We start from the raw sequence: 26,914 nt of genomic DNA on the forward strand, positions 1-26,914 counted from the left end.
TAGGGCGATGGCTGAGAAGAGAGGCGCGGAGGCGGATCCGGGCCCGGCGAAGAAGAGCGCGCCGGCCAAGGGGGCTCGTAGCTCGGGCGAGGCGAAGGCGCCGCGCGGTCGAAGCGCCGCGCGCGCGTCGGCCACGACGGCGGAAGGAAGCGCCAGCGGAAGGACAACCAGCGCTCGCGGAGCGTCGAAGGGCAATGGTCGCGCGGGGCGCGCCTCCGCCGCCAGCAAAGGCGGTCGCGGGAGCCGCAGCGGAGGAACCCGATCCGGTGTCAATCTGCGCAAGGATCTCCGCGAGTTCGCCAGCGCTCGGCCCGATGGGTGGGGCCACGACGACTGGCTCCGCTTCCTGGACGATCTCCAGGCACGCGGTCACAACATCAACGATCGCGACCAGATCGGCCTGATGCTCGAGCGCGAGCGGCTGGCGCTCACCCTGGAGCGGATACCGGGCGTGGGTCCGCAGCGGGTGAAGAGCATCGCCGACCGCTACGGGTATGTCTGGCGGCTGCGCGAAACCGACCCCGACCAGCTCGCGCGTGAGGCGAACCTCCCCCGCTCGGTCGCCGAGAAAGTCATTCAGGCCGTCCGCGGCTGACCTCGTCCGATCGCAGCCCTGCGCCGCCTCCTCCTTCCCGGAGGAGGCGGATGAGCAGCGCAGCAGAGGCAGCAGAAGCGGTCAGCGCGGGGCGCGTTCCAGCACTTCGACGGGAAAATCCTGGAGGATCTCGCGGATCGGCAGTCCTGCCGGGCCTTCGCTCTCATCTCCCAGCCGGCGTCCGGAAAGCAATCCCACCCAGGGTCCGGGGAGCGGGCTCGGGGGGGAGTCCAGCGCGGTGCCATTCCACACCGACGGGTCGGGAAGGATCCCGTTGTCCTGGCCGAGCAGGCTCAGGCCGAGGCGGGGCACCACCACGATGATCTCCGTGGCCCCGTCGCTCCGATGGAAGGCGACGACGTGGTCGGCCCGCTCGCCTCTGGCGCCGAGCGGGACGTAGCCCCCCGAGCGGAACAGCTCCGGCTCGCGTTTGCGTAGGTGCAGCAGCATCCGCAACAGGTAGAGCTTCGCCCGACCGTCCCTCCAGCTCTCGACCAGCGAGCGCGCCAGTTCCGCACGATCCTCCTCTCCGTTCAACCGACCTACGATCTCGCCGAGCATTGCGCGACGCCGCTCGAAATCGACCGGCCGCCGGTTGTCCGGGTCCACCAGGCTGAAGTCCCAGATCTCCTGTCCCTGATAGATGTCCGGGACGCCGGGGCACGTCAGCTTGAGGATCGTCTGCGCGAGCGAATTCAGTGCACCCGCTCGAGCGACACGCTCCTGTAACGGCAGAAAGGACTCGAAGAAAGGACCCGAAGGGTTGCCGCTCTCCGCCGGCTTCAGCACAGCGGCGACGAAGCCGCGCACCGCCTCGTCGTACTCCTCGTTGGGATCGATCCAGCTGGTGTGAACCTTCGCCTCGCGCGTCGCCTTCTCCATATACCGCTGCAACCGCGCGGTGAGCTCCGTTGCCTCCTCCGGGCTCGTCGGGTCCAGCGGCCAGGCCCCCATCAGTGTCTGGTAGAAGAGGTATTCGTCGTTCCGTGTGGGGATCGGATCGCCGTCTTCGGAGCGGCGCTTGTGCACGGCGTTGATCTCCGCCCAGCGGCGAACCGCCTCTCCCCAAGCCTCCGGCATCTCCGCGAGCACGTCGATCCGCGCGCGCACGTCTTCCGATCGCTTGGTGTCGTGTGTAGAGGTGGTATTGAGCGACAGGGGCCACTTCGTCGAACGTCGTTCCACCCAGCGGTGGAATTCCGCCGGCGCCACCCCGAAGCGGCTCGGCTCGCCGCCTACCTCGTTCAGCGAAACCAGGCGGTTGAAGATGTAGAAAGCGGTATCCTCCACCCCTTTGGCCATCACCGGCCCGGTGAGCTGCTGGAACTTCATCACGAAGCGGGCATGCCGCTCCCGCGCCTCGGCGGTCAGGTCGTCCGGCCAGCGCAGCAGCAGGATGTCCCGGATGAAATCGAAAACCGACCGGCTCGTGGCGCGGTTGCGACGGATCGCCGTGCGGATGGCGCGCTCGACGTGTTGCCGGTCCTCCGGCGACACGCGCCCCCGTTCCGCGTCGATGTAGGTGCGGTAGACGGGGAAGCTGGCGATGGTCTCTCGCAGCGCGTCCTTGAGGCTGCCCAGGGTGAAATCGCGGTGGCGGCGGTTCGATTCGGAGATGCGGTCGAGAAGGTAGGCGAGCACGTTCAGCTCGCTCACCAACCCCATCCGCATGATCAGGCTCTTGCGCAGGTAGACCAGCCGGTGATAGTCCACTTCCCGTCCGACGAAGTCGCGGTAGATCGCATGCATGCGCGCTTCGGCGCCCGGGTCCACGAAGAGACCGTTGAGCTGGTTGAGAAATTCGTAACCCACCGTCCCTGCCACCGGCCAGCCTTCAGGAAGTGGCTCGTCGCCGGTGAGGATCTTCTCCACGGCCACGTAAACGGGATGGCCAGCCCGGCGCTCGCACTCCCGCTGCAGGTTCTCCAGGTAGCGCGTGGGGTCGTAGAGCCCGTCGGGGTGATCGATGCGCAGCCCGTCGACGCGGCCCTCGGCCACCAGCTTGAGGATGAAGTCGTGGGTGGCGTGGAAGACTTCCGGCCGCTCGACTCGCACGCCCGCGAGCTCGTTGATGTCGAAGAAGCGTCGATAGTTGATCTCGTCGGCGGCCACGCGCCAGTAGGCGAGGCGGTACGCCTGATCCGCCAGGATGCGCTCGAGGTCGTCGAAGCTGTGCGGCTCGCCCACGCGGCCATTGAAGGCCTCGAGCGATGCTTCCATGGCCCGGCGAAATTCTTCCGATTCCGCTTCCAGCGCCGCGAGCCGGCGCTTGGAGACGATGTTCTCGCGCTTGCGCTCCGCGACGCTGCGCTCGTCGGTACGGTCTCGCGGTGGCAGGTGCTCGAGCGCGGTGACGATGCTCTCGAGCTCGACCAGGTGATCGTGCTCCGGGTGGAGGCGCCGGCTCATTCGCTCCAGCACGTCGCGCAGGATGAGCGTCGACGATTTGGGGGAGATCGGGAGCCGGTGCTCGTGATAGGTGAGGGTGAAGCGTCCGTCCGCGAAGCCGAGTCGCAGCTCGCCGTTCTCGAGCACCCGGCCGAACTGGTCGCCGAGAATGGGCAGGAGCACCTTACCCGCGAGCTCCGGCTTCAGCGGCTGCCAGTCGATGTCGAAGTAGGGCGCGTACACGGAGCTCGGCCCGTTCTCGAGCACGTCGAGCCACCACTCGTTGTCGGATTGGCCGACCCCCATGTGGTTCGGGACGATGTCCAGTAGCTGGCCCATGTCGTGGGCCCGCAGGGCGCGGCTCAGGGAGATGTGCTCTTCCTCGCTGCCGATCTCGGGGTTGAGGCGCGCGTGGTTGGTGATGTCGTATCCGTGAACGCTTCCGGGACGGGCCTGCAGGTAGGGCGAGGCGTAAAGCCAGGAGACCCCCAGCTCGTGCAGGTAGGGCACGAGCTGGATCGCGTCACGGAAGGTGAGATCTTTGTTGAACTGTAGACGGTACGTCGAGAGTGGTGCCCGGGCGGGGAGAGTGAAGCCATCGCTCATGCGTTCGTCCAACGGCTGGGCGGAGTGGGTGCCACAGCCCCCTGCGGTGGCCCTGGCGGAGCGGTTCGGGAGTTGCAAGAACCAGGCACGGCCGCATCTGCCCGGGCCCGCTTCCGGGCGCCCATCAGCTCCGGCCGTTCCGGATCCGGATCACCGAACGATCGAATTCATGCTGCGAGCGTGTGCGCGCGCCCCGAGGCGGGGATGGGATCGAGACGCGGAAGGCGCCGTATGACAGTGTGGCCGGGGCGCCCCTTTCCGCTCGGCGCCACCTGGGATGGTGAGGGGACCAATTTCGCGATCTACTCGGAGAACGCGACCGAGGTGGAGCTTTGCCTCTTCGAGCAGCCCGGCGATGCTGACCCGGTTCGCTGCGTCCGCCTCCGCGAACGGACCGCGTTCGTCTGGCATGGCTATCTGCCGGGCATTGGACCGGGTCAGTACTACGGCTACCGGGTGAACGGGGCGTACCGGCCCGACCTCGGGCTCCGCTTCAACCCGTTCAAGCTACTCATCGATCCCTACGCGCTTGCCCTGGCGGGCAAGGTCGACTACGCCCACTGGCCCTTTGCCTACATCGCGGATCAGCCGGGCGAGGACTGGGTGCTCGACGACGAGAACGACGCCGCGGGCGTGCCGAAGGGGGTGGTGATCGACACCTCTTTCGACTGGAAGGGGGACACTCCCCCCGATATCCCCTGGCACGAGACGGTCATCTACGAGGCGCACGTCAAAGGCCTCACGCGCCTCCATCCCGAGGTTCCCCCATCGATCCGGGGTACGTACGCCGCGATCGCCCATCCCGCCATCATCGATCACCTGAAGTCACTCGGCATCACCGCGATCGAGCTGCTTCCGGTGCATGAGATCGTCGACGAGCCCTTCCTGGCGCAGCGCGGCCTCTCCAACTACTGGGGGTACAGCTCCATCAACTACTTCGCCCCCGCGGGTCGCTACGCCAAGGCGCGCGACTACGGTGAACAGGTGCGGGAGTTCAAAGAGATGGTCCGCGGACTCCATCGCGCGGGGATCGAGGTGATCCTGGATGTCGTCTACAACCACACCGCCGAGGGGAACCACCTGGGTCCGACGCTCTCCCTCAAGGGCATCGACAACCCCACCTACTACCGCCTGAATCCCGACAATCCGCGCTTCTACGTGGATTACACCGGCACGGGGAATTCGCTGAACATGATGCATCCTCAGACCCTGAAGCTGGTGATGGATTCACTGCGGTACTGGATCCAGGAAATGCACGTGGACGGGTTCCGCTTCGACCTGGCCGCGACGCTGGCCCGCGAGCTCCACGAGGTGGACCGCCTCTCCGCCTTCTTCGACATCATCCACCAGGATCCGGTGATCTCGCGGGTGAAGCTGATCGCGGAGCCGTGGGACGTCGGCGAAGGGGGGTACCAGGTCGGGAACTTTCCCGTGCTCTGGGCGGAGTGGAATGGCCGGTATCGCGACACCGTGCGGGCGTACTGGCGCGGCGACCCGGGGACCGTGGCGGAGCTCGGCTACCGGCTGACCGGCTCCAGCGACCTGTACGAGTCGGACGGGCGGAGGCCGCACGCCAGCATCAACTTCATCACCGCCCACGACGGCTTCACGCTGCACGATCTGGTCAGCTACAACCACAAGCACAACGAGGCCAACGGAGAGGACAACCGCGACGGAGAGAACCACAACCTCAGCTACAACTTCGGCGTCGAAGGCCCCACCGACGATCCGGAGATCATCGCGCAGCGCGAGAAACAGAAGCGGAACTTCCTCACCACCCTCTTTCTCTCGCAGGGCGTGCCGATGCTCTGCGCCGGCGACGAGATGGGGCGCACGCAGCGGGGCAACAACAACGCCTACTGCCAGGACAACGAGATCAGCTGGGTGAACTGGCAGCTCAGTCGGCGCGACCGGGACCTGCTCGAGTTCACCCGCCGGCTGGCACGCTTGCGTCAGGCGCACCCCATCTTCCGGCGCCGCCACTTCTTCCAGGGTCGCCGCTTGCGGGGCTCGGAGCTCGAGGACATCACGTGGCTTCGGCCCGACGGGGAGGAGATGACGGAGAGCGAGTGGAACACCCAATTCACCCGCACGTTCGGAATGCGTCTGGGGGGCGACGCGATCCTGGAATGGGATGACCACGGCCGCCGCATCACCGACGACACCTTTCTGATCCTGTTCAACGCGGACCCGCAGGCGGTGTCGTTCAGGTTGCCCCCCGCCCGACGGCCGATCTCCTGGGAGATCGTGCTGACCACCGAGGACCCTCGCGTGCAGGAGGGGGCGTGGTCGCGTTCCGCCGGGGAACAGGTCGCGCTGGCCGGCCGATCCGTGATGGTCCTGAAGCGGATCGAGGGTAAGTGACGATGGCGATGGGCACCGAGCCGCTCGGAGCAACGCTCGAGAAAGGGGGAGTTCACTTCCGGGTCTGGTCTCCGGGCTCGAATAGGGTGGAGGTGGTGATCGAGTCGGGAGCGGAGCAGGAGGCATATCCTCTTCAACTCGAGGCGGAGGGGTACTTTTCAGGGCGCGTGGAGGGGCTTGGGGCAGGCACTCTCTACCGCTTCCGTCTGGACGGGGGCGAGGCGTTTCCCGATCCGGCCTCGCGCTTCCAGCCCCAGGGGGTACACGGACCGTCGGAGGTGATCGATCCGGATGCGTACGCCTGGGGAGACGAGGGGTGGAGCGGGATTGCCCTGGAAGATCTGGTGATCTACGAGCTTCACGTGGGGACCTTTACGCCGGAGGGCACCTTCGAGGGAGCCACACAGAAGCTTCCCTACCTGGCGGAACTGGGGGTGACGGCGGTCGAGCTGATGCCGGTGGCCAACTTCCCGGGCGAGCGGAACTGGGGATACGATGGGGTCGACCTGTTCGCCCCCGCGACCGCCTATGGCCGCCCCGAGGATCTGAAGCGCTTTGTGGATGTGGCCCATCAGCAGGGGCTCGCCGTGCTCCTGGACGTCGTGTACAACCACCTCGGTCCCGAGGGGAGCTATCTGCCTGCCATCACCCACGGCCACTACCTCACCGATCGACATCACACGCCCTGGGGTCAGGCGATCAACTTCGATGGCCCGGGCAGCGGCGCGGTCCGGGATTTCGTCCTGCGCAATGCGTTGTACTGGATCGAGGAGTACCATGTCGACGGGTTGCGGCTGGATGCCAGCCATGCCATCGTCGACGACTCCTCCAAGCACATCCTCCAGGAGCTGGCGGAGGCGGTGCACGGGCTTCCCGGCCCTCGTCGACTGCTGATCGCTGAGGACGAGCGGAATGAGCGCCGACTGCTGCTTCCTCCGGATGAGGGGGGATATGGCCTGGACGGCGTCTGGGCCGACGACCTTCATCATCAGATCCGCCGACTCGTAGCGGGCGACAGCGAGGGGTACTTTGCCTCGTACTCCGGCACCGTCCGGGATATCGTGGAAACGCTGCGGCGGGGATGGTTCTTCGAGGGTTTGTCGCCGGGAGAGACACCCAAGCGGCGCGGGACTTCGGCGCAAGGGATCCCCGCGCCCCGCTTCGCGCACTGCCTCCAGAACCACGACCAGGTGGGGAACCGCGCCTTCGGGGAGCGGTTGAGCCACGACATCGGGTTGCCGCTCTATCGGGCGGTGTCGACGCTGTTGCTCTGCAGCCCGTATACGCCGCTCCTCTGGATGGGACAGGAATGGGCCGCCAGCTCGCCCTTTTTATACTTCACCGATCACCCACCCGAGCTCGGGCGGCTGGTGACCGAAGGACGACGGGAGGAGTTTCGACACTTCTCTGCCTTCCGGGACGAAGCGGTGCGGCAGACGATCCCGGACCCGCAGGCGCCGTCAACCTTCGAGCGTTCCAAGCTGAACTGGTCGGAGCGGGAAAGGCCGCCCCATGCGGGTGTGCTGCGGCTCTACCGGGAGCTGCTCGCGATCCGCCGTGACCACCCGGCGATGCGCGATGCGGACCGTGATCGCTGGTCGGTGTTCGCGCTGGGAGAGGGCGCCCTGGGACTGCGGCGCAGTGCCACGACCGGCGAGTCGCTGTTGCTCCTGGTAGCCCTGCGCGGCGAGATCTTCCTTCCGCAGCAAGCTGAAGGAGACCTGGCTCCGCCCTCGGGAAGGCGATGGCTGCCGCTGATCGCGACCGAGGAGCTGCGCTTCGGAGGGGGCGGCGCCTGGGGCAGACTGGAAGCCGACGGCTCCATGCAGCTTCTGGCCCCCGTTGCCGTGCTGTTGCGCGCGGCGTGACCTGGGTGGGAGCGGAGCCTGGCGCACCGCTTGCTGCCCCCCGGAAGCCCGAATCGAACCGGAACAGGAGACGGAAATGGCCTCGCGGATCGACGCCAGCAGGAAGATCGTCATCGAGGACGTGGCGCCGCAGCTCGATTGCGGTCGCTACGCGGTAAAGCGGGAGGTTGGCGACGAGCTGGAGGTCAGCGCAGACATCTTCAAGGAGGGGCACGACGCCATCGCCGCCGCGATCCGGTACCGCGCCGAGGACGAGCAGGATTGGCGCGAGGCGCGGATGCATTTCGTCGACAACGATCGCTGGGCGGGAAAGATCACGCTGGAGCGGAACGCTCGCTACTACTACACGGTGGTCGCCTGGACAGACTGGTTCGGAAGCTGGCGGGCGGAGCTGAAGAAGAAGTTCGACGCCGGGCAGGAAGTCGGTAGCGAGCTGCTCGAGGGCGCCGCGATCGTGCGCCGCAGCGCCGCTCTGTCCAGCGGAGGCGATCGCGCCCGACTCGAGCAGCTGAGCGCGGCGATCGGAGGCGAGGGTCCCGAGATCGAGCGCGTCGCCATCGCCATGTCGGATGAGTTGCTGCAGCTCGTGGAGAGCTACCCCGACCGATCCGACCTCACCGCCTTCGACCGGGAGCTGGCGGTGCAGGTGGACCGGGTGGCAGCTCGCTTTGCCTCCTGGTACGAGCTCTTTCCCCGATCGATGTCGGATGATCCCAACCGACATGGCACCTTCGACGACGTCATCCGCAAGCTCCCCTACGTTCGGGACATGGGCTTCGATGTCCTCTATTTCCCGCCCATTCACCCGATCGGGCATACCTTCCGCAAGGGGAAGAACAATTCTCTCGCTGCGAAGCCGGGAGACCCCGGGGTCCCGTACGCGATCGGCAGCGAGGAGGGCGGGCACAAGGCCGTGCACCCGGAGCTCGGCACCCTGGAGGACTTTCGCCGGCTGGTGGCCGCCGCGCGCGAGCACGGCCTGGAGATCGCGCTGGACTTCGCCATCCAGGTCTCTCCGGACCATCCCTACGTCCGCGAGCACCCCGAGTGGTTCTACATCCGTCCCGACGGAACCATCAAGTACGCCGAGAACCCACCCAAGAAGTACCAGGACATCTATCCCCTGAACTTTTACGGAGAGAACTGGGAAGAGCAGTGGGAGGAATGGAAGTCGGTGGTGCTCTTCTGGATCGAGCAGGGGGTGAAGATCTTCCGGGTCGACAATCCCCATACCAAGCCGGTGCAGTTCTGGGAGTGGATGATCCGTGAGGTGCAGCGTGATCACCCGGATACGATCTTCCTCTCGGAAGCCTTCACCCGGCCGAAGATGATGCGGACCCTGGCGAAGGCGGGCTTTACCCAGTCCTACACCTACTTCACCTGGCGCAACTTCAAGTGGGAGCTCCAGGAGTACCTGACGGAGCTCACCGCCGGACCGATGCGGGAGTATTTCCGGGGCAACTTCTTCGTGAACACTCCGGACATCAATCCGGAGTTCCTGCAGAAAGGAGGGCGACCCGCGTTCATCATCCGCGCCGTGCTCGCCTCCACACTGTCCTCCCTGTGGGGCATGTACTGCGGATTCGAGTTGTGCGAGGCAGCCGCGATCGAGGGCAAGGAGGAATACCTGGACTCGGAAAAGTACCAGATCCGCGCGTGGGACTGGGATCGCCCGGGCAACATTCGCGACATCATTACCCGCCTGAACCAGATCCGGCGCGAGAATCCGGCACTGCACGAGTACGACAACCTGCGCTTCCATCTGTGCGACAACGACCAGGTGCTATTCTACGAGAAGTCCACGCCGGATCGGTCCAACTCGATCTTCGTCGCGGTCAGCCTGGATCCCTTCGCGACGCAGGACGTGACGCTGATGTTCCCGATGGACGTCATCGGCGTCGGCGAGCACGACGCCTGGGAGGCGGAGGATCTCCTGGCCGGGGGCGTGCGCCTCTGGCACGGGTCGCACCAGCACATGCGCATCGAGCCCCACGATCCCGCCCGGATCTGGCGGGTGGTGCGCTGGGTCCGTTCCGAGCGTGATTTCGACTACTTCATGGAGGAGGTGGTAGTACCCTTCCCGCGCGCCTACTGAGCCACCCTCCGGTCCGGAGATCGAGATGCCCGAAACCCTCGTTCCCGCACGTCATCAGCCTCCGCTTCCGGTCGATCGCTTCCTGCTGGAGGAGAGCCCGGATCCCGAAGCGATCGAGATGGACGTGGTGATCGTGGGAGGTGGGCCGGCGGGCCTGTCCACGGCAATCGAGCTGTCGCGCCTCGCGCGATTGGACGCCGAGCGCGGAGGATCGCTGGGCGAGCTCCAGATCGCGGTGCTGGAGAAGGCGGCGAGCCCGGGCGAGCACAACCTCTCCGGCGCCGTGGTCAACCCCGTCGCGTTCCGCGAGCTCTTTCCCGACCGGTCAGCGGCGGACCTGCCCTTCCGTCAGCGGGTCGAGAAGGAGGAGGTGCTGCTCCTCACCGAAGGGCGCGCACAGCGCATCCCGACGCCCCCGAGCATGCGAAACGAGGGGTTCTACGTCGCCTCAATCTGCGAGATCGTCCGGTGGCTCGCCGAACGGGCCGAAGAGGCCGGGGTGAATCTGCTTCCTGGATTCCCGGTAGGCTCGCTGCTGATGCACGAGGGTCGCGTGGTGGGCGTCCGCACCGTCCCTGCCGGGCTGACTCGGAGCGGCGAGCCCGGTCCGCGCCACGAGCCCGCGACCGACGTCATCGGGCGTACGGTGGTGCTCGCCGAAGGAACGCGCGGAGCGCTCACCCTCGCCTATCTGCAGCAGCAGGCGATCACCTCGCCGAACCCGCAGATCTATGCCCTCGGGGTGAAGGAGGTCTGGGAGACCCGCACCCCGCTCGATCGGGTGGTGCACACGCTCGGCTGGCCGCTGCCGAGCGACGCGTTCGGCGGGAGCTTCATGTACCCCCTCGAGCCGACCGTCGTGGCGATCGGCCTGGTGGTCGGACTCGACTACCATGACTCGACCCTGGACGTCCACCAGCTCCTCCAGCGCATGAAGACACACCCGTACTTCCGGCGGTACCTCGAGGGCGGGGAGATGGTGGAGTGGGGCGCGAAGACGATCCCGGAGGGCGGCTACTATTCGCTGCCTGAACGACGCAGCGGCGACGGCGTCGTGATCGTCGGAGACGCCGCCGGATACGTCGATGTGCCCTCGCTGAAGGGAATCCACTACGCGATGCATAGCGGCATCCTCGCCGCCCGAGCGATCTTCCGCGCGCTGCGCGAGGGTGAGGCGACCGCAGCCGCTCTGGCGGCCTATGACCGCGCGGTGGAAGACAGCTTCATCATGCGTGATCTGTACAGGTCGCGGAACATGCGGCTGGCCTTCAAGGGCGGGCTGCTGAAGGGAGGTGCCCGGGCCGGTCTGATGGCCCTCACCGGCGGCCGGTTTCAGGGGAAGCGGATCGAAATGGAGGCGGACGCCGCGGTTCCTCGCAGGGTCGCCCCCGAGCAACCATTCACTCCCGACGGATCGCTCACCTTCAGCAAGGTGGACGCGGTCTTCAAGTCGGGGAACCAGACCAGGGACGACATCCCCCAACACCTCCTGGTAGGGAGTGACATCCCCGCCGAAGTCGCCCGGTTCTATCAGCACGTCTGTCCCGCGGGGGTATACGAGCGCCAGGGCGAGCGTCTCATCGTGAATGCCCCCAACTGCATCGACTGCAAGGCCACGGACGTGCTCGGCCCGCGCTGGACGCCTCGCGAAGGGGGAAGCGGGCCCTCCTACAAGCGGATGTAGTGGTGGGCGGGGCGCGCGGACTATATTGGGGCTCGCGCCATCCCCACTCCCGCCGCCCATGTTCTCAGATTCGCAATCACAACCCCGCCGGGTTCGGCGATCCGCCGTTACCCAGGAGGCGCTCTCCGTGGCGCCGGGGGTGCTCGGCCTCCCCCTCGCAAGTCCCTGGCGGCGCGCGGGAGCGATCGCGATCGACGGCGCGCTCTGCGCCATTCTCGCCAACGCCCCTGGCGTGCTCTTCGGCCTCGCGGCGGCCTACGTGCTGTTCCGGGTCTCGGGACGAGCCAGGCCCGGCGCGGGCTACCTCTCCCGTACCTTCCGGCTCCTCTTCCGCGTAGGCGGCGCGTTCGTGCTCTTCCTCGCGGCCATCGGCACCTGGGATTCCATCCGCGACCGGATCAGTGCCAACGAGGAGCGCCAGGCTTCGCCCGGCGTCGAGGTGTCCATCCAGCGGGAAGGGGAGGAAGTCGCTACCGGGCTGAATCTCAGCGGGATGCAGGCGGTCCAGTTCGGGACCGGGGTGGTGTCGCTACGTACCGCTGAGAACGAGGACGAGGCCCGCCGAGCGGTCATCGGCCTGCTCGAGAGGCTTCGCGCGGCGGGGATGTCGGGGTCGGAGGCGCGGGCTGCCGTTCGGGACCTGGCCGGCGACGTGGAATCGAAGCCATGGCTTGCCGCTGCCGTGGAGGGCGTGCTCACCGAGGACGCGGAGACGGACGAAGAGGCCGGAGAGGTCGCTCCGGACAGCACCGAGGCGCAGAACTCGCTGGTGGCGGCCTACGCGGCGGCGATCGCCGCCGATGACAGTGCCACGGCGGACTCTCTGCGACCATCGATGGTCGCGCTCCTGGCCCGCGACACGGTCGCCGTGCTGTCGCGGGAAATGGCTTCCGTGGAAAGCGAGCGGAACGACCTGCGCGCGCGAGTGAACGAGCTCGAGGAGGAGCTCGAGGAAGGACCCGGAATCGTGACGCTTATCCGCGGCTTCATCGAAGACCTGGGTCTCGGGCTCGGATGGTTCGGGCTCTACTTCACGGCAACCACCGCGATGTGGCACGGCACGACCCCCGGCAAGCGCTTGTTTGGCATCCGCGTGATCAGCCTGACCGGCAGGCCGATCGGATGGTGGGCTTCTTTCGAGCGCTTCGGCGGCTACGCGGCCGGCTTCGCCACAGGCTTGTTGGGCTTTCTCCAGATCCTGTGGGACGACAACCGCCAGGCGATCCACGACAAGATCGCGGCCACGGTGGTGGTCCGCGACTGATCACTCCGGTCGGATCCGAGCTCGAAGCGCCCCTCCTTCCGCCATTCTCGAACAAGGCGCGAATCTTGACATCCCGCCGCTGCCAGCCCCCCGGCGCGATGCGCCCGCCACCCAATCCCTCCCGACCCGCATCTGATTACGGATGGCTGCGCTCTTCGATCACCCCTGGTGGCTGCTCACCCTCGCGGCGATCGGCGTCGTCGCGATCTGCGCGGTCGGCATCACGCTCTTCAGCGGAGTGGGCGACCGGCCGGCCGAAGCGAAGCTGAGCGGGGAATGCACGGTGGATTCCGAGGAGTTCCTGCACGCGATCGCCGGCGTCGTGAACGCACCGCTCGGACGCGGAGGTCGCGCCCGGCTCCTCAACAACGGCGATGAGTTCTACCCCGCGCTCTTCGAGACCCTGCGACGGGCCGAGAAGACCATCAACTTCATGGTCTACATCTGGGAGCCGGGGAAGGTGAGTGACACCCTCTTCGAGATCCTGACCGAACGGGCGCGCGCAGGCGTGCAGGTGCGCGTGATGGTGGACGGGTTGGGCGGCCACAAGGCACACGCGGGGAACATCGAGCGGCTGCGGCAAGCAGGAGCGCAGTGGGCCTGGTTTCACCCGCCGCGATTCGGTATGCTGACGCGCCTTCACAAGCGAAATCACCGCCGAGCCATCATCGTGGACGGCTCGATCGGGTACACCGGAGGGGCCGCCGTAATGGACAAATGGATGGGCGACGGCTTCTCCGAGGAGAGTTGGCGCGATTGCATGGTGGAGGTAACCGGAAGGCTCGCTGGCAACCTCCAGTCCGCCTTCACCTCCCTCTGGGTTCACGTGACCGGCGAGATGCTGGTCGGATCCGAGTTCTACGGTGACGGATCCGAGGGGCAAGGGGATGGCCAGGACAGCGGCGAGCCGATATCGATGCATGTGAGCGTGGTCAGCTCTCCGTCGGGCGAGGCGCACCCGATGCGCTCGCTCTTCTGGCTCTCCTTTCGTGCCGCCTGCGACCACCTCTACATCACCAACCCCTACTTCGTCCCCGACGACATCATGTGCGCCGTGCTTCTCGGTCGTGCGCGGGCGGGGGTAGACGTGCGGATCCTCGTGCCCGGCGAGAAGATCGATGTCAAGCTCATCCGCTGGGCGAGCCGCTCCGTGTACGAGTCGATGCTGGAGGCAGGCGTGCGCATCTACGAGTACCAGCCGGCGATGATCCATCAGAAGACCGCGGTGGTGGACGGCAGGTGGACGCTGGTCGGCTCCGCGAACATGGACGTGCGATCGAAGGAGCTGAACCAGGAGAACACGCTCGGGATTCTCGACGTCGGCTTCGCGCGCGAGGTGACCGAGACCTTCTTCCGCGATCTCGAGCACTCCCGTGAAATCCGGCTCGAGGAGTTCCGCCGCCGACCGCTCCTTCACAAGGGGCTGGAGAAGGTGGCGGGGCTGTTCGAGGAGCAGTTCTAGGCGGAGCGGTTCGGGAGCGGTCCTTCAGCGCCGACCCTCCCGATAGGCCGGAAGGGCACTCGGCCCAGGGCGCCACCAGGCAGCCCGCACCATACACCCCAGCACAAGGGTCCATATGACGACAGCTCGCCGTCTGTTCGCCAGCGCGCTCGGGCTGATGCTCGCGCTCCTCGCCGCACCGCTCTCGGCGCAGCTCTGCGCCGGCCTGCCGATGGGGAAGGGCCAGACCGCAGTCGGGCTCACCGCCGGATTCCCCGAAAACGCAACCAGCGTTGGTGTCGACGGGCGCTACAAGCCCACCGACGATGCGTTGATCGGGCTGAGCTACTCCCTCACCTCCATCGACGACGACGCCGGCGACGACATTCCCTCGCAGCACACCTTCGGTGTCCGTGCCGGGTACAGCTTTACCGCTCCGCTGGCAGTAGAGGGTCCTCAACTCGGAATCTGCCCCAATGCCGGCGTTCGATACACCGACTGGGAAGAGATCAATGTCTACGCGATCCCTCTCGGCGTCGGCTTCGGCACGGCCTTCGACCTCGGCGACGGCTCCACGCGGCTGTCTCCGTACGTGAACCCCAGCCTCGTGTTTTCCAAGCTGGATGCCGACGGAGCTGAGAGCGACTGGGAGAACGACGTTGGCATCACGGCCGGCGCCAATCTGATCGTTACCAATCTCTTTTTCGGAGCGCTTTTTACCAAAGTGGGTGACGCCGACGGGGTCTTCGGCCTCCAGGGCGGACTAGTGTTCTGATCTTTCCCGGGCTGTCGGACCCGGCTTGGCAGGGAACGCTTCCTGCACCCTCGCGCGGCACTCGATTTCACCTTTTGATCTGATTGCGCGCAAGGACTCCAACATGCCGGGTTCGGACAGCCTGTGGTACAAGGATGCCGTCTTCTACGAGCTGCACGTCAAGGCATTCCAGGACTCGAACGGCGACGGGATCGGGGACTTCCGCGGGCTCATCGACAGACTCGATTACCTGCAGGACCTCGGCATCGACGTCATCTGGCTGCTCCCTTTCTATCCTTCTCCGCTTCGCGACGACGGTTACGACATCGCGGACTACTACGGGGTCAACCCGCAGTACGGCACGATCGACGACTTCCAGCGCTTCCTCGACGAGGCGCATCAGCGGGATCTGAAGGTCATCGCCGACCTCGTCCTCAACCACACCTCCGACCAGCACCCCTGGTTTCAACGGGCGCGTCGCTCCCCCCGCGGCTCTCCAGAGCGGAACTTCTATGTCTGGAGCGACGACGACACCAGATACTCCGGCGCCCGCATCATCTTCACCGATTCCGAGCCGTCCAACTGGACCTGGGATCCAGTGGCAGAGCAGTACTACTGGCACCGGTTCTTTGCCCACCAGCCGGATCTGAACTGGGACAATCCGGTGGTGAAGGAGCGGATGTTCGAGGTGATGGAGTACTGGCTGGATCGCGGGCTCGACGGATTTCGCTGTGACGCCGTTCCCTACCTGATCGAGCGGGAAGGGACCAACTGCGAGAACCTGCCGGAGACGCACCAGATCCTGAAGGAATTTCGCGCCCGGATGGACGCGAAGTATCCGAATAGGATCCTGCTGGCGGAGGCGAACCAGTGGCCCGACGACGTGCGCCCCTATTTCGGCGACGGCGACGAGTTTCACATGGCGTTCCACTTCCCGCTCATGCCGCGGATCTTCATGGCCGTTCGCCAGGGGCTGCGGCGACCGATCGTGGAGATCATCGAGCGCACGCCCGAGATCCCTCCGCAGTGCCAGTGGTGCATGTTCCTCCGCAACCACGACGAGCTCACGCTCGAGATGGTGACGGACGAGGAGCGAGACTACATGTACCGCGAGTACGCCGCCGACCCCAGGATGCGCATCAACCTGGGGATCCGTCGGCGTCTCGCGCCCCTGATGGACAACGATCGCCGCAAGATCGAGCTACTGAACTCGATCCTGTTCACCATGCCGGGCTCGCCCATCATCTACTACGGAGACGAGCTGGGCATGGGAGACAACATCTACGTCGGTGACCGCGACGGGGTGCGGACGCCGATGCAGTGGTCTCCCGACCGGAACGCCGGCTTCTCCCGGGCCGAGGCAGCGCGGCTCTACCTGCCAGTCATCATCGACTCCGTCTACGGATATCAGGCGATCAATGTCGAGGCGCAGCAGCGCTCACCGTTCTCGCTGTTGAACTGGATGAAGCGGCTCATCCAGGTCAGGAAGCAACACCAGGCTTTCGGGCGAGGCTCCATCGAGTTCCTGGAGCCCAGCAATCCCCACGTTCTCGCCTACGTTCGCGAGTACGAAGGCGACGCGATCCTGGTGGTGAACAACCTCGCCGGGACCGCGCAGATGGTGCAGCTGGAGCTCCCGCGCTTCCGCGGCTGTGTTCCCGTGGAGATGCTGGGCCACACCGAGTTCCTGCAGATCGACGAGTCGCCCTACGCCCTCACCCTGAGCCCCTACGGCTTCTTCTGGTTCTCGCTGCGCCGGGTTCCCGCGCCCGGCGAGAAGGAAGAAGAGGTCATCGCGCGGACGTGGTCTGAGCAGGATGCGGAGCTGCTGGAGCACACCGCCTCCGTTGCCGGGATCGTGGGGTCGATTCCCATCGAGTGGCTCCGTGCGCAGCGGTGGTTCCGCGGTAAGGCGCGCGAAGTCGTGGGAATCGAGCTCGCCGACCACGTGCTTTTGCGCCCCGACAACGGCCCTCCCACGCTGCTCGCCTTCATCCGCGTGCGCTACGCGGAAGAGGATCCGGAGATCTACACGCTCGCGCTGAGCATCCGCGCTCCCGCCGCGGGCATCGAGCCGCTTCTCACCATCTCCGTGGGCAGTCGGGAGGTGAAATTCTATGACGCGCTGCAGGATCCCGATTCGGTCCTGATGCTGGTGGATCTGGTCGAGTCGACCGGCAAGCTCGCCACCTCCAAGGGCTCGCTGCAGGGTACCCCCACCGAGGCGCTCAACCGCCTGGTCGGCTCGCGGCTCCCCGTCCGCCTCATGTCGGCGGAGCAGAGCAACACGTCGGTGATCCTGGGTGAGCGCCTACTGCTCAAGGTCTTCCGGAAGCTCGAGGACGGCATCAACCCCGACCTCGAGATCTCGACCTACCTGCAGGAGCATACAGGCTTCCAGGCGCACCCCACGCTGGCCGGATGGATCGGATACGAAGGGGAGCAGAACGCCCCGCTGGCGGGCCTCTTCGAATTCGTGGAGAACACGGGAGATGCCTGGGCATACACGCGCAAGAACCTCGATCGCTTCTTCCAGGCCGCGAGCCGGAGCGCTGCCGACCCGCTCTCTCCGCTGGGCCGCGAGGCGCTCCGCCGAATGAGTGGGGAATACCTCGATGCGGCCCGCAACCTGGGAGAGTTGACCGGTGAGATGCACCAGGCGCTCGCCTCGGGTGAGGGAGGAGATCCCGATTTCGATCCTGAGCCGATCGGACCGGATGATGTCGCGCGCTGGAGCGAAGAGTTCGTCCGGCACGTCGACGACATCCTCTCGGCAGTCGGCAGACGGCTCGAGGCGATTCCCGGTGTCTTCCCGCCGCACGTCCTCAACGCCCTCGCGGCGGTGGTGAACGAGGCTCCGAACTACCGAGAGCTGGGCAGAGATATCGAGCTTCTCCACGCGGCGGGATTGGTGAAGACCCGGTATCACGGCGATTTCCATCTCGGGCAGCTTCTCCGCGTGGCCGGGGAATCTCCGCTGCGTTGGGTGGTGACGGACTTCGAGGGAGAGCCAGGGAGACCGCTGGCCACCCGTCGGTCCAAACACTCCCCGCTGCGCGACGTCGCAGGAATGCTTCGCTCCTTCGACTACGCCGTGCGGACGGCGATCGTCGATCATCTCACCGACAGCATTCTCGTCCGGTCTACACTGGAGAACTGGGCCGAGGCATGGCTGCGGGAGGTACGCGCGACCTTCCTGGCGGCCTATCGGCAGGAAACGGAGGGGGCGCCCTTCGTGCCCGAGGATTCCGAGCATCTCCGTCGGATCCTCCGCGTCTTTGAGCTGGAGAAGGCGATCTACGAGCTCGGCTACGAGATGAACAATCGGCCCGATTGGATCTGGGTCCCGGTGGCGGGCATTCGCGAGCTGACCGGAGGAATGGTTTGACGCCCGTCATCTACAACCTCTTCCAGCGGCTCGTGGGGCCCACCACCCGCTGGGCCGAGCACGCCGGGCGCGCCGCGGCGATGGGTTTTAACTGGCTGTACCTGAACCCGTGGCACTACCCCGGCTTTTCCGGAAGCCTGTACGCGCCGAAAGAGTTCTTTCGCCTCAACCCGCTCTTCACGCCGCCCGGATCCGACGGGTATGATCTCACGCCGCTACGCGAGGCGCTGGCGGCGGTACAGGCACTCGGGCTCGTGCCCATGATGGACCTGGTGGTGAATCACACCTCCAAGGACGCCCTGCTCGCGGAGCAGCACCCCACCTGGTACGTCCGCGACGAGTCCGGGGAGCTGGTCAGCCCGTTCGTGGTCGACCCGGACGATCCATCCAAGGTGACCGTCTGGGGCGATCTCGCCGAGATCGACAACGCCGGCTCGCCGGATCGAAAGGCGCTGTGGGAGTACTGGGCGAACCTCGTGCGCGAGTCGATCCGCCTCGGCTTTGGCGGATTCCGCTGCGACGCGGCCTACAAGGTGCCCGCCGAGCTCTGGCGCTTCCTCATCGAGGCCGCGCGCGACGTCGATCCCGGCGTACGGTTCTTCGCCGAGACGCTCGGAGCTCCCGTGGAAGACGTACTCGCGCTGCGTCAGGCCGGCTTCGACTTCATCTTCAACTCCACCAAATGGTGGAACTTCAGCGATCGGTGGGCGATCGAGCAGCACGAGCGCTTCCGCGGCGTGGCGCCCTCCATCTCCTTCCCGGAAACCCACGACACCCCGCGACTGGCTGCGGAGAGCGGCGGAAGTGAGGCCGTGCAGCGGCAGCGGTACGCCTTCGCCGCAGGGTTCTCCGCGGGCGTAATGATGCCGGTAGGCTATGAGTTCGGCTTCCGGCGCCAGGTGAACGTGGTGCACACGATGCCATCGGACTGGGAAGTTCCCCGCTTCGACCTGCGCTCCTTCATCGCCCGGGTGAACCGCCTGAAGCTGTCGACTCCCGCACTGCAAGGAGAGCCGGCGCTGCGCACCCCCTGGGGACTGATCGGAGACGTGCTCCTGCTCGAGCGAACTGTGGAAGGAGCCGGCCAGGAGCCACTCACTGCCTGGATTCTGGTGAACAAGCGCGTGGATGCGGAATTCGACGTGCGCCTCGCCGATGTGGCCGGGCCTTCTCACCGGCTGCACCGGGTATGTCGGGACGACGGACCGACCGAGGGAGAGGCCCTGCCGGAGAGCGTGCATCTCGCCGGCGCGGAGGTCGTGTATGTCCTCCCTGCCTGAGCTCCATACGATTCCGGCAAGCCCATGAACTCCTCCGGCGCCCGGCGATCCGGCTTGCCGCTGCTCGACGACGGCCGTCTGAGCGGCGTGCTGCTGCATCCGACCTCGCTACCCGCGCCGGGCGGAGTGGGAAACATCGGAGCCGCGGCACATCGCTTCATAGAGTGGCTCGCCGCCGCCGGCCAATCGTTCTGGCAGATTCTGCCACTCGTGGATACTGACGAAGGGGGCTCCCCCTACAACGGCCTTTCGGCGGTTGCGGGAAACACGGTGCTCATCGACCTGCAGGAGCTGGTCATCGAGGGCCTTCTCGATCCGGGGGAGTTGGAAGAAGATCACCCTGCTTCGGATACCGTCGATTACCCGGCAGTCATGCGCCAGAAGGGCAAGCTGCTGGGGCTCGCCTTTCGGCGCCTGCGGTCACTGCCCTGGCACCGGCTGCACCTTCCGCTGCGGGAGTATCGCGCGCGGCAGGCGCACTGGATCGAGGACTACGCCCTCTTTCGCTCGTTACGCGACCGCGACGGCGCGCCGTGGACCGGCTGGCGCCCCGAGCTCAGGGGGCGCCAGGCCGACGCGCTGCGAGCCGCGCGGGAGGAGCTCGAGGAGGAGATCGCGCGCTGCGTCTTCCAGCAGTTCCTCTTTGATCGCCAGTGGGCGGCCGTCCGTACGCACGCCCACGAGAACGGCATCGCCATCATCGGCGACATTCCCATCTTCGTCGCGCACGACAGCGCCGATGTCTGGGCGCACCAGGACCTCTTCCGGCTGGATTCCGACGGCCATCCCACGGTGGTGTCGGGAGTGCCGCCGGACTATTTCAGCAAGACGGGCCAGCGCTGGGGAAACCCGCTGTTCAACTGGGACGTGATGAGGGGGAGTGGATATGCCTGGTGGATCGAGCGCTTCCGGCGTACGCTGGAGTGGGTCGACGTGGTGCGGATCGACCATTTTCGAGGCTTCCAGGCCTACTGGGAGATCCCGGCGGAGGAAGAAACCGCCGTGCACGGTGCGTGGAAGGAGGGCCCGGGCGCTGAGTTCTTCCGAGCGATGCAGCAGCGGCTGGGCGCGGTGCCCGTGATCGCCGAGGACCTCGGCCTCATCACTCCAGAGGTCGACGCGCTGCGAACGGAGCTGGGATATCCGGGAATGCGGGTGGTACAGTTCGCCTTCGACGGCGATCCCCGGAACCCTCACTTGCCGGAGAACTACCCCGAGCACACGGTCGCGTATACGGGGACGCACGACAACGACACCATTGTCGGGTGGTGGTCGACCGCCTCCCCGGCCGAGCGGGAAGTGGCGAGGCAGAGGTGGAGATCGTCCGAGCTGCCCGTGCACGAAGCTTTCATCGACCTCGTTTTTCGTTCTCCGGCGCGGATCGCGATCGTGCCTTTGCAGGACGTTCTCGGGCTGGGCAGCGAAGCCCGCATGAATACGCCCGGCACGAGCGAGAACAACTGGACGTGGCGCCTGCGCGAAGGACAGCCGGGACCCGAGGATGCCGAGCGGCTCCGCAGGCTGACCTGTGATGCGGGTCGCTGTCGCGATCGCTGAGGCACCGGGGTCGGGGAACGCCCGGCGAACACAATGTAAGGGAGGCGTACCCACGTGAACGATCGAGTGGTTCTGGTGACCGGCGGCGCCGGCAACGTTGGGAGGGCCGTGACCAGCGCGTTCCTGCACGCGGGTGCGCGCGTGGCCGTGCCGCTCTATCGAACCGATCAGGAGGGCACGCTCGAGCGGTTGGCCCGTGAGCATGCAGGTAGACTGCACACGTTCGGGATCGATCTGACCACCGAACGCGGGGCGGAGCAGGCCGTACGGCAGGTGTTGGAGTGGGGCGGGCGCATCGACGCCGTCGCGCACATGATTGGCGGGTATAGCGGCGGAGTCCGGCTGGCGGAGACGCCGGTCGAAGAGTGGGACCGGATGATGGACCTGAATGTGAAGTCGGCCTGGTTGGTCTCGCGCTTCGTGCTCCCGCGCGTGGTCGAGCAGGGTGGGGGATCGCTCGTATTCGTGTCCTCACGCGCAGCGGTCCGAGGCCGCGCGAATCACGGTGCGTACGCGGTGGCGAAGTCGGCGCTGATCACCCTGGCGGAGGCGATCGCGGAGGAGTACGGGATGGAGGGCGTGCGCGCGAACGTCGTGCTTCCCGGGACCGTCGACACTCCGCAGAACCGCCGCGCCATGCCCGACGCCGACCACTCTCGCTGGACGCCACCCGAGCAGATCGCAGACGTGATCGTCTTCCTGGCGTCGCCAACCTCGGCGGCGATCAACGGCGCCGCAATTCCGGTCTACGGACGGAGTTGAGGCGTCCTTTTACCCTCGAGCAAGGAGGCAAGGTTGAACGGGAAACCCTGGATGGTACCGGCTCTGGCATTGCTCCTGGGTGCGTGCGGCGGCGACGCGGCGGACACCGAAATGGCTGGGGCCGACAGCGCGCAGGTGGAGGAAGGGATGGCGCCGACCCCGACAACGGAGGACCAGATGGGCGCGATGGCCACCGCCGTGGCGATGACGGCCTTGGGTGGCGGTACGGCCACCGGCGAGGCGATCCTGACTCCGAGCGGGTCCGGTACCGAGGTGAACGTGACGCTCAACGGGCTGGAGGCGAACTCCACGCACCCCGGCCACATTCACCAGGGTACCTGTGACTCCGTCGGCTCGGTAGTCGCGCCGCTCTCGGAGATCACCGCCGACGCCTCTGGTACCGGAAGCATGACGACGACGGTGGAGCTCGGTGCCGATAGCCTCTTCGCCGGGAACTACATCGTCGTCTACCACGACCCGGGCGGAACGCCGATGGTCTGTGGCCAGGTGGAAGAGCACGTGATGTGAGGTGGGGCCTCAGTATCGGCGCAGCTCCTCGATGACCGTTGCCACCTCCTCCGCCTCGGGCAGAATCGCTCGCTCGAGGCGGGGGGCGTAGGCGACCCAGGTGTCGAGAGAGGCCACCCGGCGCACGGGGGCGTCCAGCCAGGGGAAGAGCTCGTCGGCGATGCGCGCCGCAAACTCGGCCCCGATGCCCCACGACAGAGCGTCCTCGTGCACGATCATCACCCGGTTGGTCTTCCTCACGGAGGCCGCGATGGTCTCCATGTCGAAGGGGTTGAGCGAGCGCAGGTCGATCACTTCTGTCGATATCCCCGAACGCTCCTCGACCATCCGGGCGGCCTGCAACGAGCGCTGCACCAGGGCGCCGCAGGTCACGACGGTCACGTCGCTTCCCTCCCGCACCACCTTCGCCTTGCCGAAGGGAATCATGTACTCGGGCCCCGGATAAGGGCTCTTGTTGTAGACCTGGCGATAGAGGTGCTTGTGCTCCAGGAAGATGACCGGATCGTCGCAGCGGATCGCGGTGCGGAGCAGGCCCGCCGCGTCCAGCGCGGTGGCCGGGAGCACCACCCGTAGCCCCGGGCAGTGCGCAAAGATCGACTCGCCCGTCTGCGAGTGGTAGATCGCCCCGCCCTTGAGGTAGCCCCCGTAGGTGACGCGGATCACCATCGGGCTGCTCCAGAGGTTGTTGGAGCGGTAGCGGAGCGTCGCGACCTCGTCCCGGATCTGCATCATGGCGGGCCAGATGTAGTCGAAGAACTGGATCTCGACTACGGGTTTGAAGCCGCGCACCGCCATGCCGTAGGCGCGTCCCACGATGTTCGCCTCGGCCAGCGGCGAGTTGAAGACGCGCGTCGATCCGAACTCGCGTTGCAGACCCGCCGTCACCTTGAAAACGCCCCCCTTACCCTGTACTCGATCGAGGATCTCCTCGTGCGAGCAGTCGGCGACGTCCTGGCCGAAGATCACTACCCGCGGGTCGCGACGCATCTCGTCCCGCAACGTCGCATTGATGAGATCGACCATCGTGGTCTCGCTCCCCTGGAAGCGAGGCTCGTCTTCCGTGTCGAACTCGGGTGCGGTGGGGGGGCGGTCGGGTGAGTAGAGGAAGTCCAGCGCCGTGGAGGGATCGGGTTGTTCGGCCGCGAGCGCCTGGTCCGTCGCGGCGTTGACCTCCTCGCGCACCTCCCGTTCGATCGCGTCGAGCTCCTCGCGCGAGACCCCGTACTCCTCCATCAGGAGCGTGGCGGTCCGCACGATCGGGTCGCGAGCCGCCTCGGCCTCACGCATCTCGGCCGTCTTGTAGAAGCGCTCGTCGTCGGAGAGCGAGTGTGAGTACGGACGGATCACGTGGGCGTGGACGAAGGCGGGCCCCCGCCTGCCGCGGGCCCATTCGACCGCACGTTTCATCGTCTGATGGCTCTCGACGATATCGGTGCCGTCGCACTCCATCACCAGCAGGTTGGGGAAGCTACGCACCAGCCGGGAGATGCTGCCGCCCGCCGTGTTGACCTCCACGGGGACAGAGATCGCGTACCCGTTGTCCTGGATGACGTAGACAACGGGAAGCGAAAGGTTGCAGGCGGTGTTCAGGCTCTCCCAGAACTCCCCCTCCGAGGTGGTGCCGTCGCCCCCGCTCACGAAGACCACCTCGTCGTCGCGCGCGCGGGTCGCCCGGACCAGCTCCTCGTCCCCCAGCGAGCCGGCCCTGACGCCCGCTTCGGCCGTGCCCACGGCCTGGAGGAACTGGGTGCCGGTCGGAGAAGAGGTGGAGACGATGTTCAGGTCGGGCCGCCCCCAGTGTGAGGGCATCTGACGACCACCCGAGGAGGGGTCCGAAGCCGCCGCCACCGCTTGGAGCAGGTGGTCGAGCGCCGTCATTCCCACCTGTAGAGAAAACGCGCGGTCCCGATAATAGAAATAGAACCAGTCGACTCCCGGGATGGCCTGGCCCCCGGCCGCGACCTGGATCGCTTCGTGGCCGGCGCCGGAGATCTGGAAGAAGATGCGGTTCTGCCGCTTGAGCTGGATCTCCTTGTCGTCCAGGCGGCGCGACAGGACCATGCAGCGGTAGTACCCCAGAAGGGTCTCCCGATCGAGGGTCGGCTCGGTCTGAGGCTCGGTTTGAGTCGCCATTTCGCTTTCCTGGCATGGGGGATCGGGAGGCGTTTCTTTCTCCCGTCCCGTCAGGGCTGCTGTGGTTAGTATACCAGCGCCGGCGGGGCCCGGCCAGGCTGCCCCGGTGCGCGGAACGGCCTGGAGCCGAAAGGTCCGGGCCACCGCTCCGCGGGTGGAAGTGTATGTGTTTCGCGCGCTTCAAGGCGCGTCAGTGTTCCCTCGGCAGTGCCTCGGGAGGGGCTATGCTCAGACTCCTTCTCGTCTGCGGTCTGCTCGTCGTGGTGGCGAGTCCCACCGCGCGGGCATGGATCCGTCCTCACCTCGCTCCCATCCTGAATCCGGCCTACGAGTGGTCCGTGCGTTCCAGGGTGAGTGAGATCGCGCGAACGATCGAGGCGGAGAGGGCGGCCAACCACGAAATTCCGATGGTGGGGCCGATTCCCGACTTCGTGCGCCGCCACTATTTCCAGAAGGACAGCCATCTGGATCCCTGGGGTACCCCGTACCACCTGCTCCAGACCGCGGACGGCCTCCAGGTGGCTTCCGCCGGCCCCGACCGTCAGATCGGGACGGAGGACGATATCCTGTCGCCCCCGGTGGGGAAGGAGGAGGCGGCGGGGAGGTTGGGGGAGACAAGGTGACAAGGTGACGGGGTGACGGAACGGGTGACAAGGTGGAGGGCGTGGCAGGGCGGCGATCTGAGTCAGGGGTGGTTGCACCTAGAAGCGCCCAGCCCGAAGGCGAGCGTTCCGACAGCCCGCATGCTGACGGTTTGCCAACCAGAGGCCTTTCGCCTGCCAGCCCGCTTCAGCCGTTCACCCTGTCACCTTGTCACCTTGTCACCCCCTCACGCCCCGCCCTACCTTCGCTGCTCGCAACTGCAACGGAGGAGACATGCTCAAGGTCGGGCTGACGGGGAACATCGCGGCCGGCAAGTCGACGGTGGTGGATGTCTGGCGAGAGCTGGGAGCCAGGGTGGTCGACGCGGACGAGCTCGCGCGCCGGGCGGTGGAACCGGGCAGTCCGGGGCTGCGACGGATCGTCGAGCGTTGGGGGACAGGCGTGCTGAACGCCGCCGGTGAGCTGGATCGGGCCGCGATGCGCGCCCGTGTGTTCTCCGACCCGGCGGCGCGCAGCGAGTTGGAATCCATCATTCACCCCTTCGTCGCCGCGGCGCGCGACGCCGAGTTCGCCGCGGCGGAACGCGAGGGCGACCCGGTGGTGGTCGCCGATATCCCTCTGCTCTTCGAGGTGGGGCGAGAAAAGGAGTTCGACCTCGTGGTCCTGGTCGACGCCCCGGAGGCGGTCCGCCGAGAGCGGCTGGTGCGCGACCGCGGACTCGACCCGGTGGAGGCCGACCGCATGATCGCGGCACAGATGCCCGCCACCGAGAAGCGCCCCCGCGCGGATATCATCATCGACAACGCCGGATCGCTGGAAGCGCTACGAAACCGCGCACGCGAGGCCTGGAGCGAGATCCTGCGTCGGGCAGGGGAGGGGAAGTGAACGTGGGGGAGGCCCGCATCCGGGTGGACATGCACACCCACACGCGCCGCTCCTTCGACTGCCTCACTACCCCCGAACGCTACCTCGACGCCCTCCGAGCTCGCGGGATCCATCGCGCCTTCGTCACCGATCACAACGCCATTGACGGCGCCCTGGAGATGTACGCCCGGGCGCCGGACCTCATCCTGGTCGGCGAGGAGGTGAAGACCCGCGAGGGGTTCGACCTGATCGGCCTCTTCCTCCGCGAGCTGATCCCCCGCGGTACGCCCGCCCGTGAGGTCGCCGAGCGGATCCGGGATCAGGGCGGAGTCGTCTACCTTCCCCACCCCTTCGACGTGGGCCGCTCGGGCGCCGGGGAGGCGCACGCCGATCGCCTGGCCGACCTCATCGATGTGGTCGAGGTCCACAACGCCCGCTGCTTCCGCGCCGCGACCAACGCCCGGGCCCTCGCCTGGGCGACCGCGAAAGGGAAGCTGCCGGGCGCTGGCTCAGACGCCCACACCGCCGCCGAGCTCGGCAACGGCTTCGTCGAGATGCCCCCCTTCGAACCCACCCGCGAAAGCTTCCTTGCCGCCCTCGCCCGGGGCGAGATCGGCCGCCGCACCCTCGCCGGCCCCTGGGTGAGGATCGCGTCCACGTACGCGAAGGCGCACAAGCGCATCTTCGGGGTGTGATTATGAATTACGAATTACGAATTACGAATTACGAATTACGAATTA

18 protein-coding genes are annotated in these 26,914 nt (G+C 66.6%); 16 read left to right on the forward strand and 2 right to left on the reverse strand.

Going from position 1 to position 26,914, the window contains the following annotated elements; genetic code table 11:
- The first annotated feature begins 7 nt into the window (after window positions 1-7).
- Window positions 8-595, forward strand: coding sequence for a hypothetical protein (locus VF167_11525; GenBank protein ID HEX6926041.1), 588 nt, complete (start codon window positions 8-10; stop codon window positions 593-595).
- A gap of 81 nt (window positions 596-676) precedes the next feature.
- Here VF167_11525 and treY read toward each other — a convergent pair whose 3' ends face one another.
- A complete protein-coding gene (gene treY, locus VF167_11530) occupies window positions 677-3,589 on the reverse strand; it encodes a malto-oligosyltrehalose synthase (protein HEX6926042.1) in 2,913 nt (970 codons plus the stop codon).
- A 231-nt stretch (window positions 3,590-3,820) separates the two neighbouring features.
- Between treY and glgX the strand changes: the two genes are divergently transcribed.
- The 12 genes from glgX to VF167_11590 all read left to right on the forward strand — a co-directional run bounded on the left by glgX (window position 3,821) and on the right by VF167_11590 (window position 22,574).
- Window positions 3,821-5,953, forward strand: coding sequence for a glycogen debranching protein GlgX (glgX, locus tag VF167_11535; GenBank protein ID HEX6926043.1), 2,133 nt, complete (start codon window positions 3,821-3,823; stop codon window positions 5,951-5,953).
- A 2-nt stretch (window positions 5,954-5,955) separates the two neighbouring features.
- Window positions 5,956-7,821, forward strand: coding sequence for a malto-oligosyltrehalose trehalohydrolase (gene treZ / locus VF167_11540; protein ID HEX6926044.1), 1,866 nt, complete (start codon window positions 5,956-5,958; stop codon window positions 7,819-7,821).
- Window positions 7,822-7,897: 76 nt separating this feature from the next.
- On the forward strand, window positions 7,898-9,916 hold the full coding sequence (locus VF167_11545) for an alpha-1,4-glucan--maltose-1-phosphate maltosyltransferase (GenBank protein ID HEX6926045.1): 2,019 nt from the start codon (window positions 7,898-7,900) through the stop codon (window positions 9,914-9,916).
- Window positions 9,917-9,941: 25 nt separating this feature from the next.
- Window positions 9,942-11,600: an electron-transfer flavoprotein:ubiquinone oxidoreductase gene (locus VF167_11550; protein HEX6926046.1), complete on the forward strand. Its 1,659-nt coding sequence runs from the start codon at window positions 9,942-9,944 to the stop codon at window positions 11,598-11,600.
- A gap of 58 nt (window positions 11,601-11,658) precedes the next feature.
- Window positions 11,659-12,864 (forward strand): RDD family protein, encoded by a 1,206-nt coding sequence (locus tag VF167_11555; GenBank protein HEX6926047.1) that lies wholly within the window; start codon window positions 11,659-11,661, stop codon window positions 12,862-12,864.
- Window positions 12,865-13,006: 142 nt separating this feature from the next.
- Window positions 13,007-14,326, forward strand: a complete 1,320-nt coding sequence (locus VF167_11560; protein ID HEX6926048.1) for a phospholipase D-like domain-containing protein — start codon at window positions 13,007-13,009, stop codon at window positions 14,324-14,326.
- 115 nt (window positions 14,327-14,441) lie between these two features.
- Entirely contained in the window at window positions 14,442-15,080 is a 639-nt protein-coding gene (locus VF167_11565) for an outer membrane beta-barrel protein (protein HEX6926049.1), read from the forward strand.
- Window positions 15,081-15,183: 103 nt separating this feature from the next.
- On the forward strand, window positions 15,184-18,447 hold the full coding sequence (gene treS, locus VF167_11570; GenBank protein ID HEX6926050.1) for a maltose alpha-D-glucosyltransferase: 3,264 nt from the start codon (window positions 15,184-15,186) through the stop codon (window positions 18,445-18,447).
- The gene (locus VF167_11575) at window positions 18,444-19,727 is read left to right on the forward strand and encodes a hypothetical protein (GenBank protein ID HEX6926051.1); all 1,284 of its coding nucleotides are present in this window, start codon (window positions 18,444-18,446) and stop codon (window positions 19,725-19,727) included. The genes treS and VF167_11575 overlap by 4 nt, the downstream gene beginning before the upstream one ends.
- A gap of 24 nt (window positions 19,728-19,751) precedes the next feature.
- Window positions 19,752-21,284: a 4-alpha-glucanotransferase gene (gene malQ / locus VF167_11580; GenBank protein ID HEX6926052.1), complete on the forward strand. Its 1,533-nt coding sequence runs from the start codon at window positions 19,752-19,754 to the stop codon at window positions 21,282-21,284.
- A 54-nt stretch (window positions 21,285-21,338) separates the two neighbouring features.
- Complete coding sequence (locus VF167_11585; GenBank protein ID HEX6926053.1) at window positions 21,339-22,046, forward strand: SDR family oxidoreductase; 708 nt, start codon at window positions 21,339-21,341, stop codon at window positions 22,044-22,046.
- A 33-nt stretch (window positions 22,047-22,079) separates the two neighbouring features.
- Window positions 22,080-22,574 (forward strand): hypothetical protein, encoded by a 495-nt coding sequence (locus VF167_11590; protein HEX6926054.1) that lies wholly within the window; start codon window positions 22,080-22,082, stop codon window positions 22,572-22,574.
- 9 nt (window positions 22,575-22,583) lie between these two features.
- Here the strand turns inward: VF167_11590 and VF167_11595 are convergent, their stop codons facing one another.
- Window positions 22,584-24,707, reverse strand: coding sequence for a dehydrogenase E1 component subunit alpha/beta (locus tag VF167_11595; GenBank protein ID HEX6926055.1), 2,124 nt, complete (start codon window positions 24,705-24,707; stop codon window positions 22,584-22,586).
- Between the two features lie 224 nt (window positions 24,708-24,931).
- On the opposite strand from VF167_11595, the gene VF167_11600 reads away from it, so the two are divergent.
- The 3 genes from VF167_11600 (at window position 24,932) to VF167_11610 (ending at window position 26,869) form a co-directional block, all read left to right on the forward strand.
- Window positions 24,932-25,330 carry a type II secretion system protein GspG gene (locus VF167_11600; GenBank protein HEX6926056.1) on the forward strand — a complete coding sequence of 133 codons (399 nt, stop codon included), beginning with the start codon at window positions 24,932-24,934 and terminating at the stop codon, window positions 25,328-25,330.
- 253 nt (window positions 25,331-25,583) lie between these two features.
- Window positions 25,584-26,195 (forward strand): dephospho-CoA kinase, encoded by a 612-nt coding sequence (gene coaE / locus VF167_11605; protein ID HEX6926057.1) that lies wholly within the window; start codon window positions 25,584-25,586, stop codon window positions 26,193-26,195.
- The gene (locus tag VF167_11610) at window positions 26,192-26,869 is read left to right on the forward strand and encodes a PHP domain-containing protein (GenBank protein HEX6926058.1); all 678 of its coding nucleotides are present in this window, start codon (window positions 26,192-26,194) and stop codon (window positions 26,867-26,869) included. The genes coaE and VF167_11610 overlap by 4 nt, the downstream gene beginning before the upstream one ends.
- The last annotated feature ends 45 nt before the right edge of the window (window positions 26,870-26,914 follow it).

Source organism: Longimicrobiaceae bacterium, assembly GCA_036375715.1.
Lineage (GTDB): Bacteria > Gemmatimonadota > Gemmatimonadetes > Longimicrobiales > Longimicrobiaceae > DASVBS01.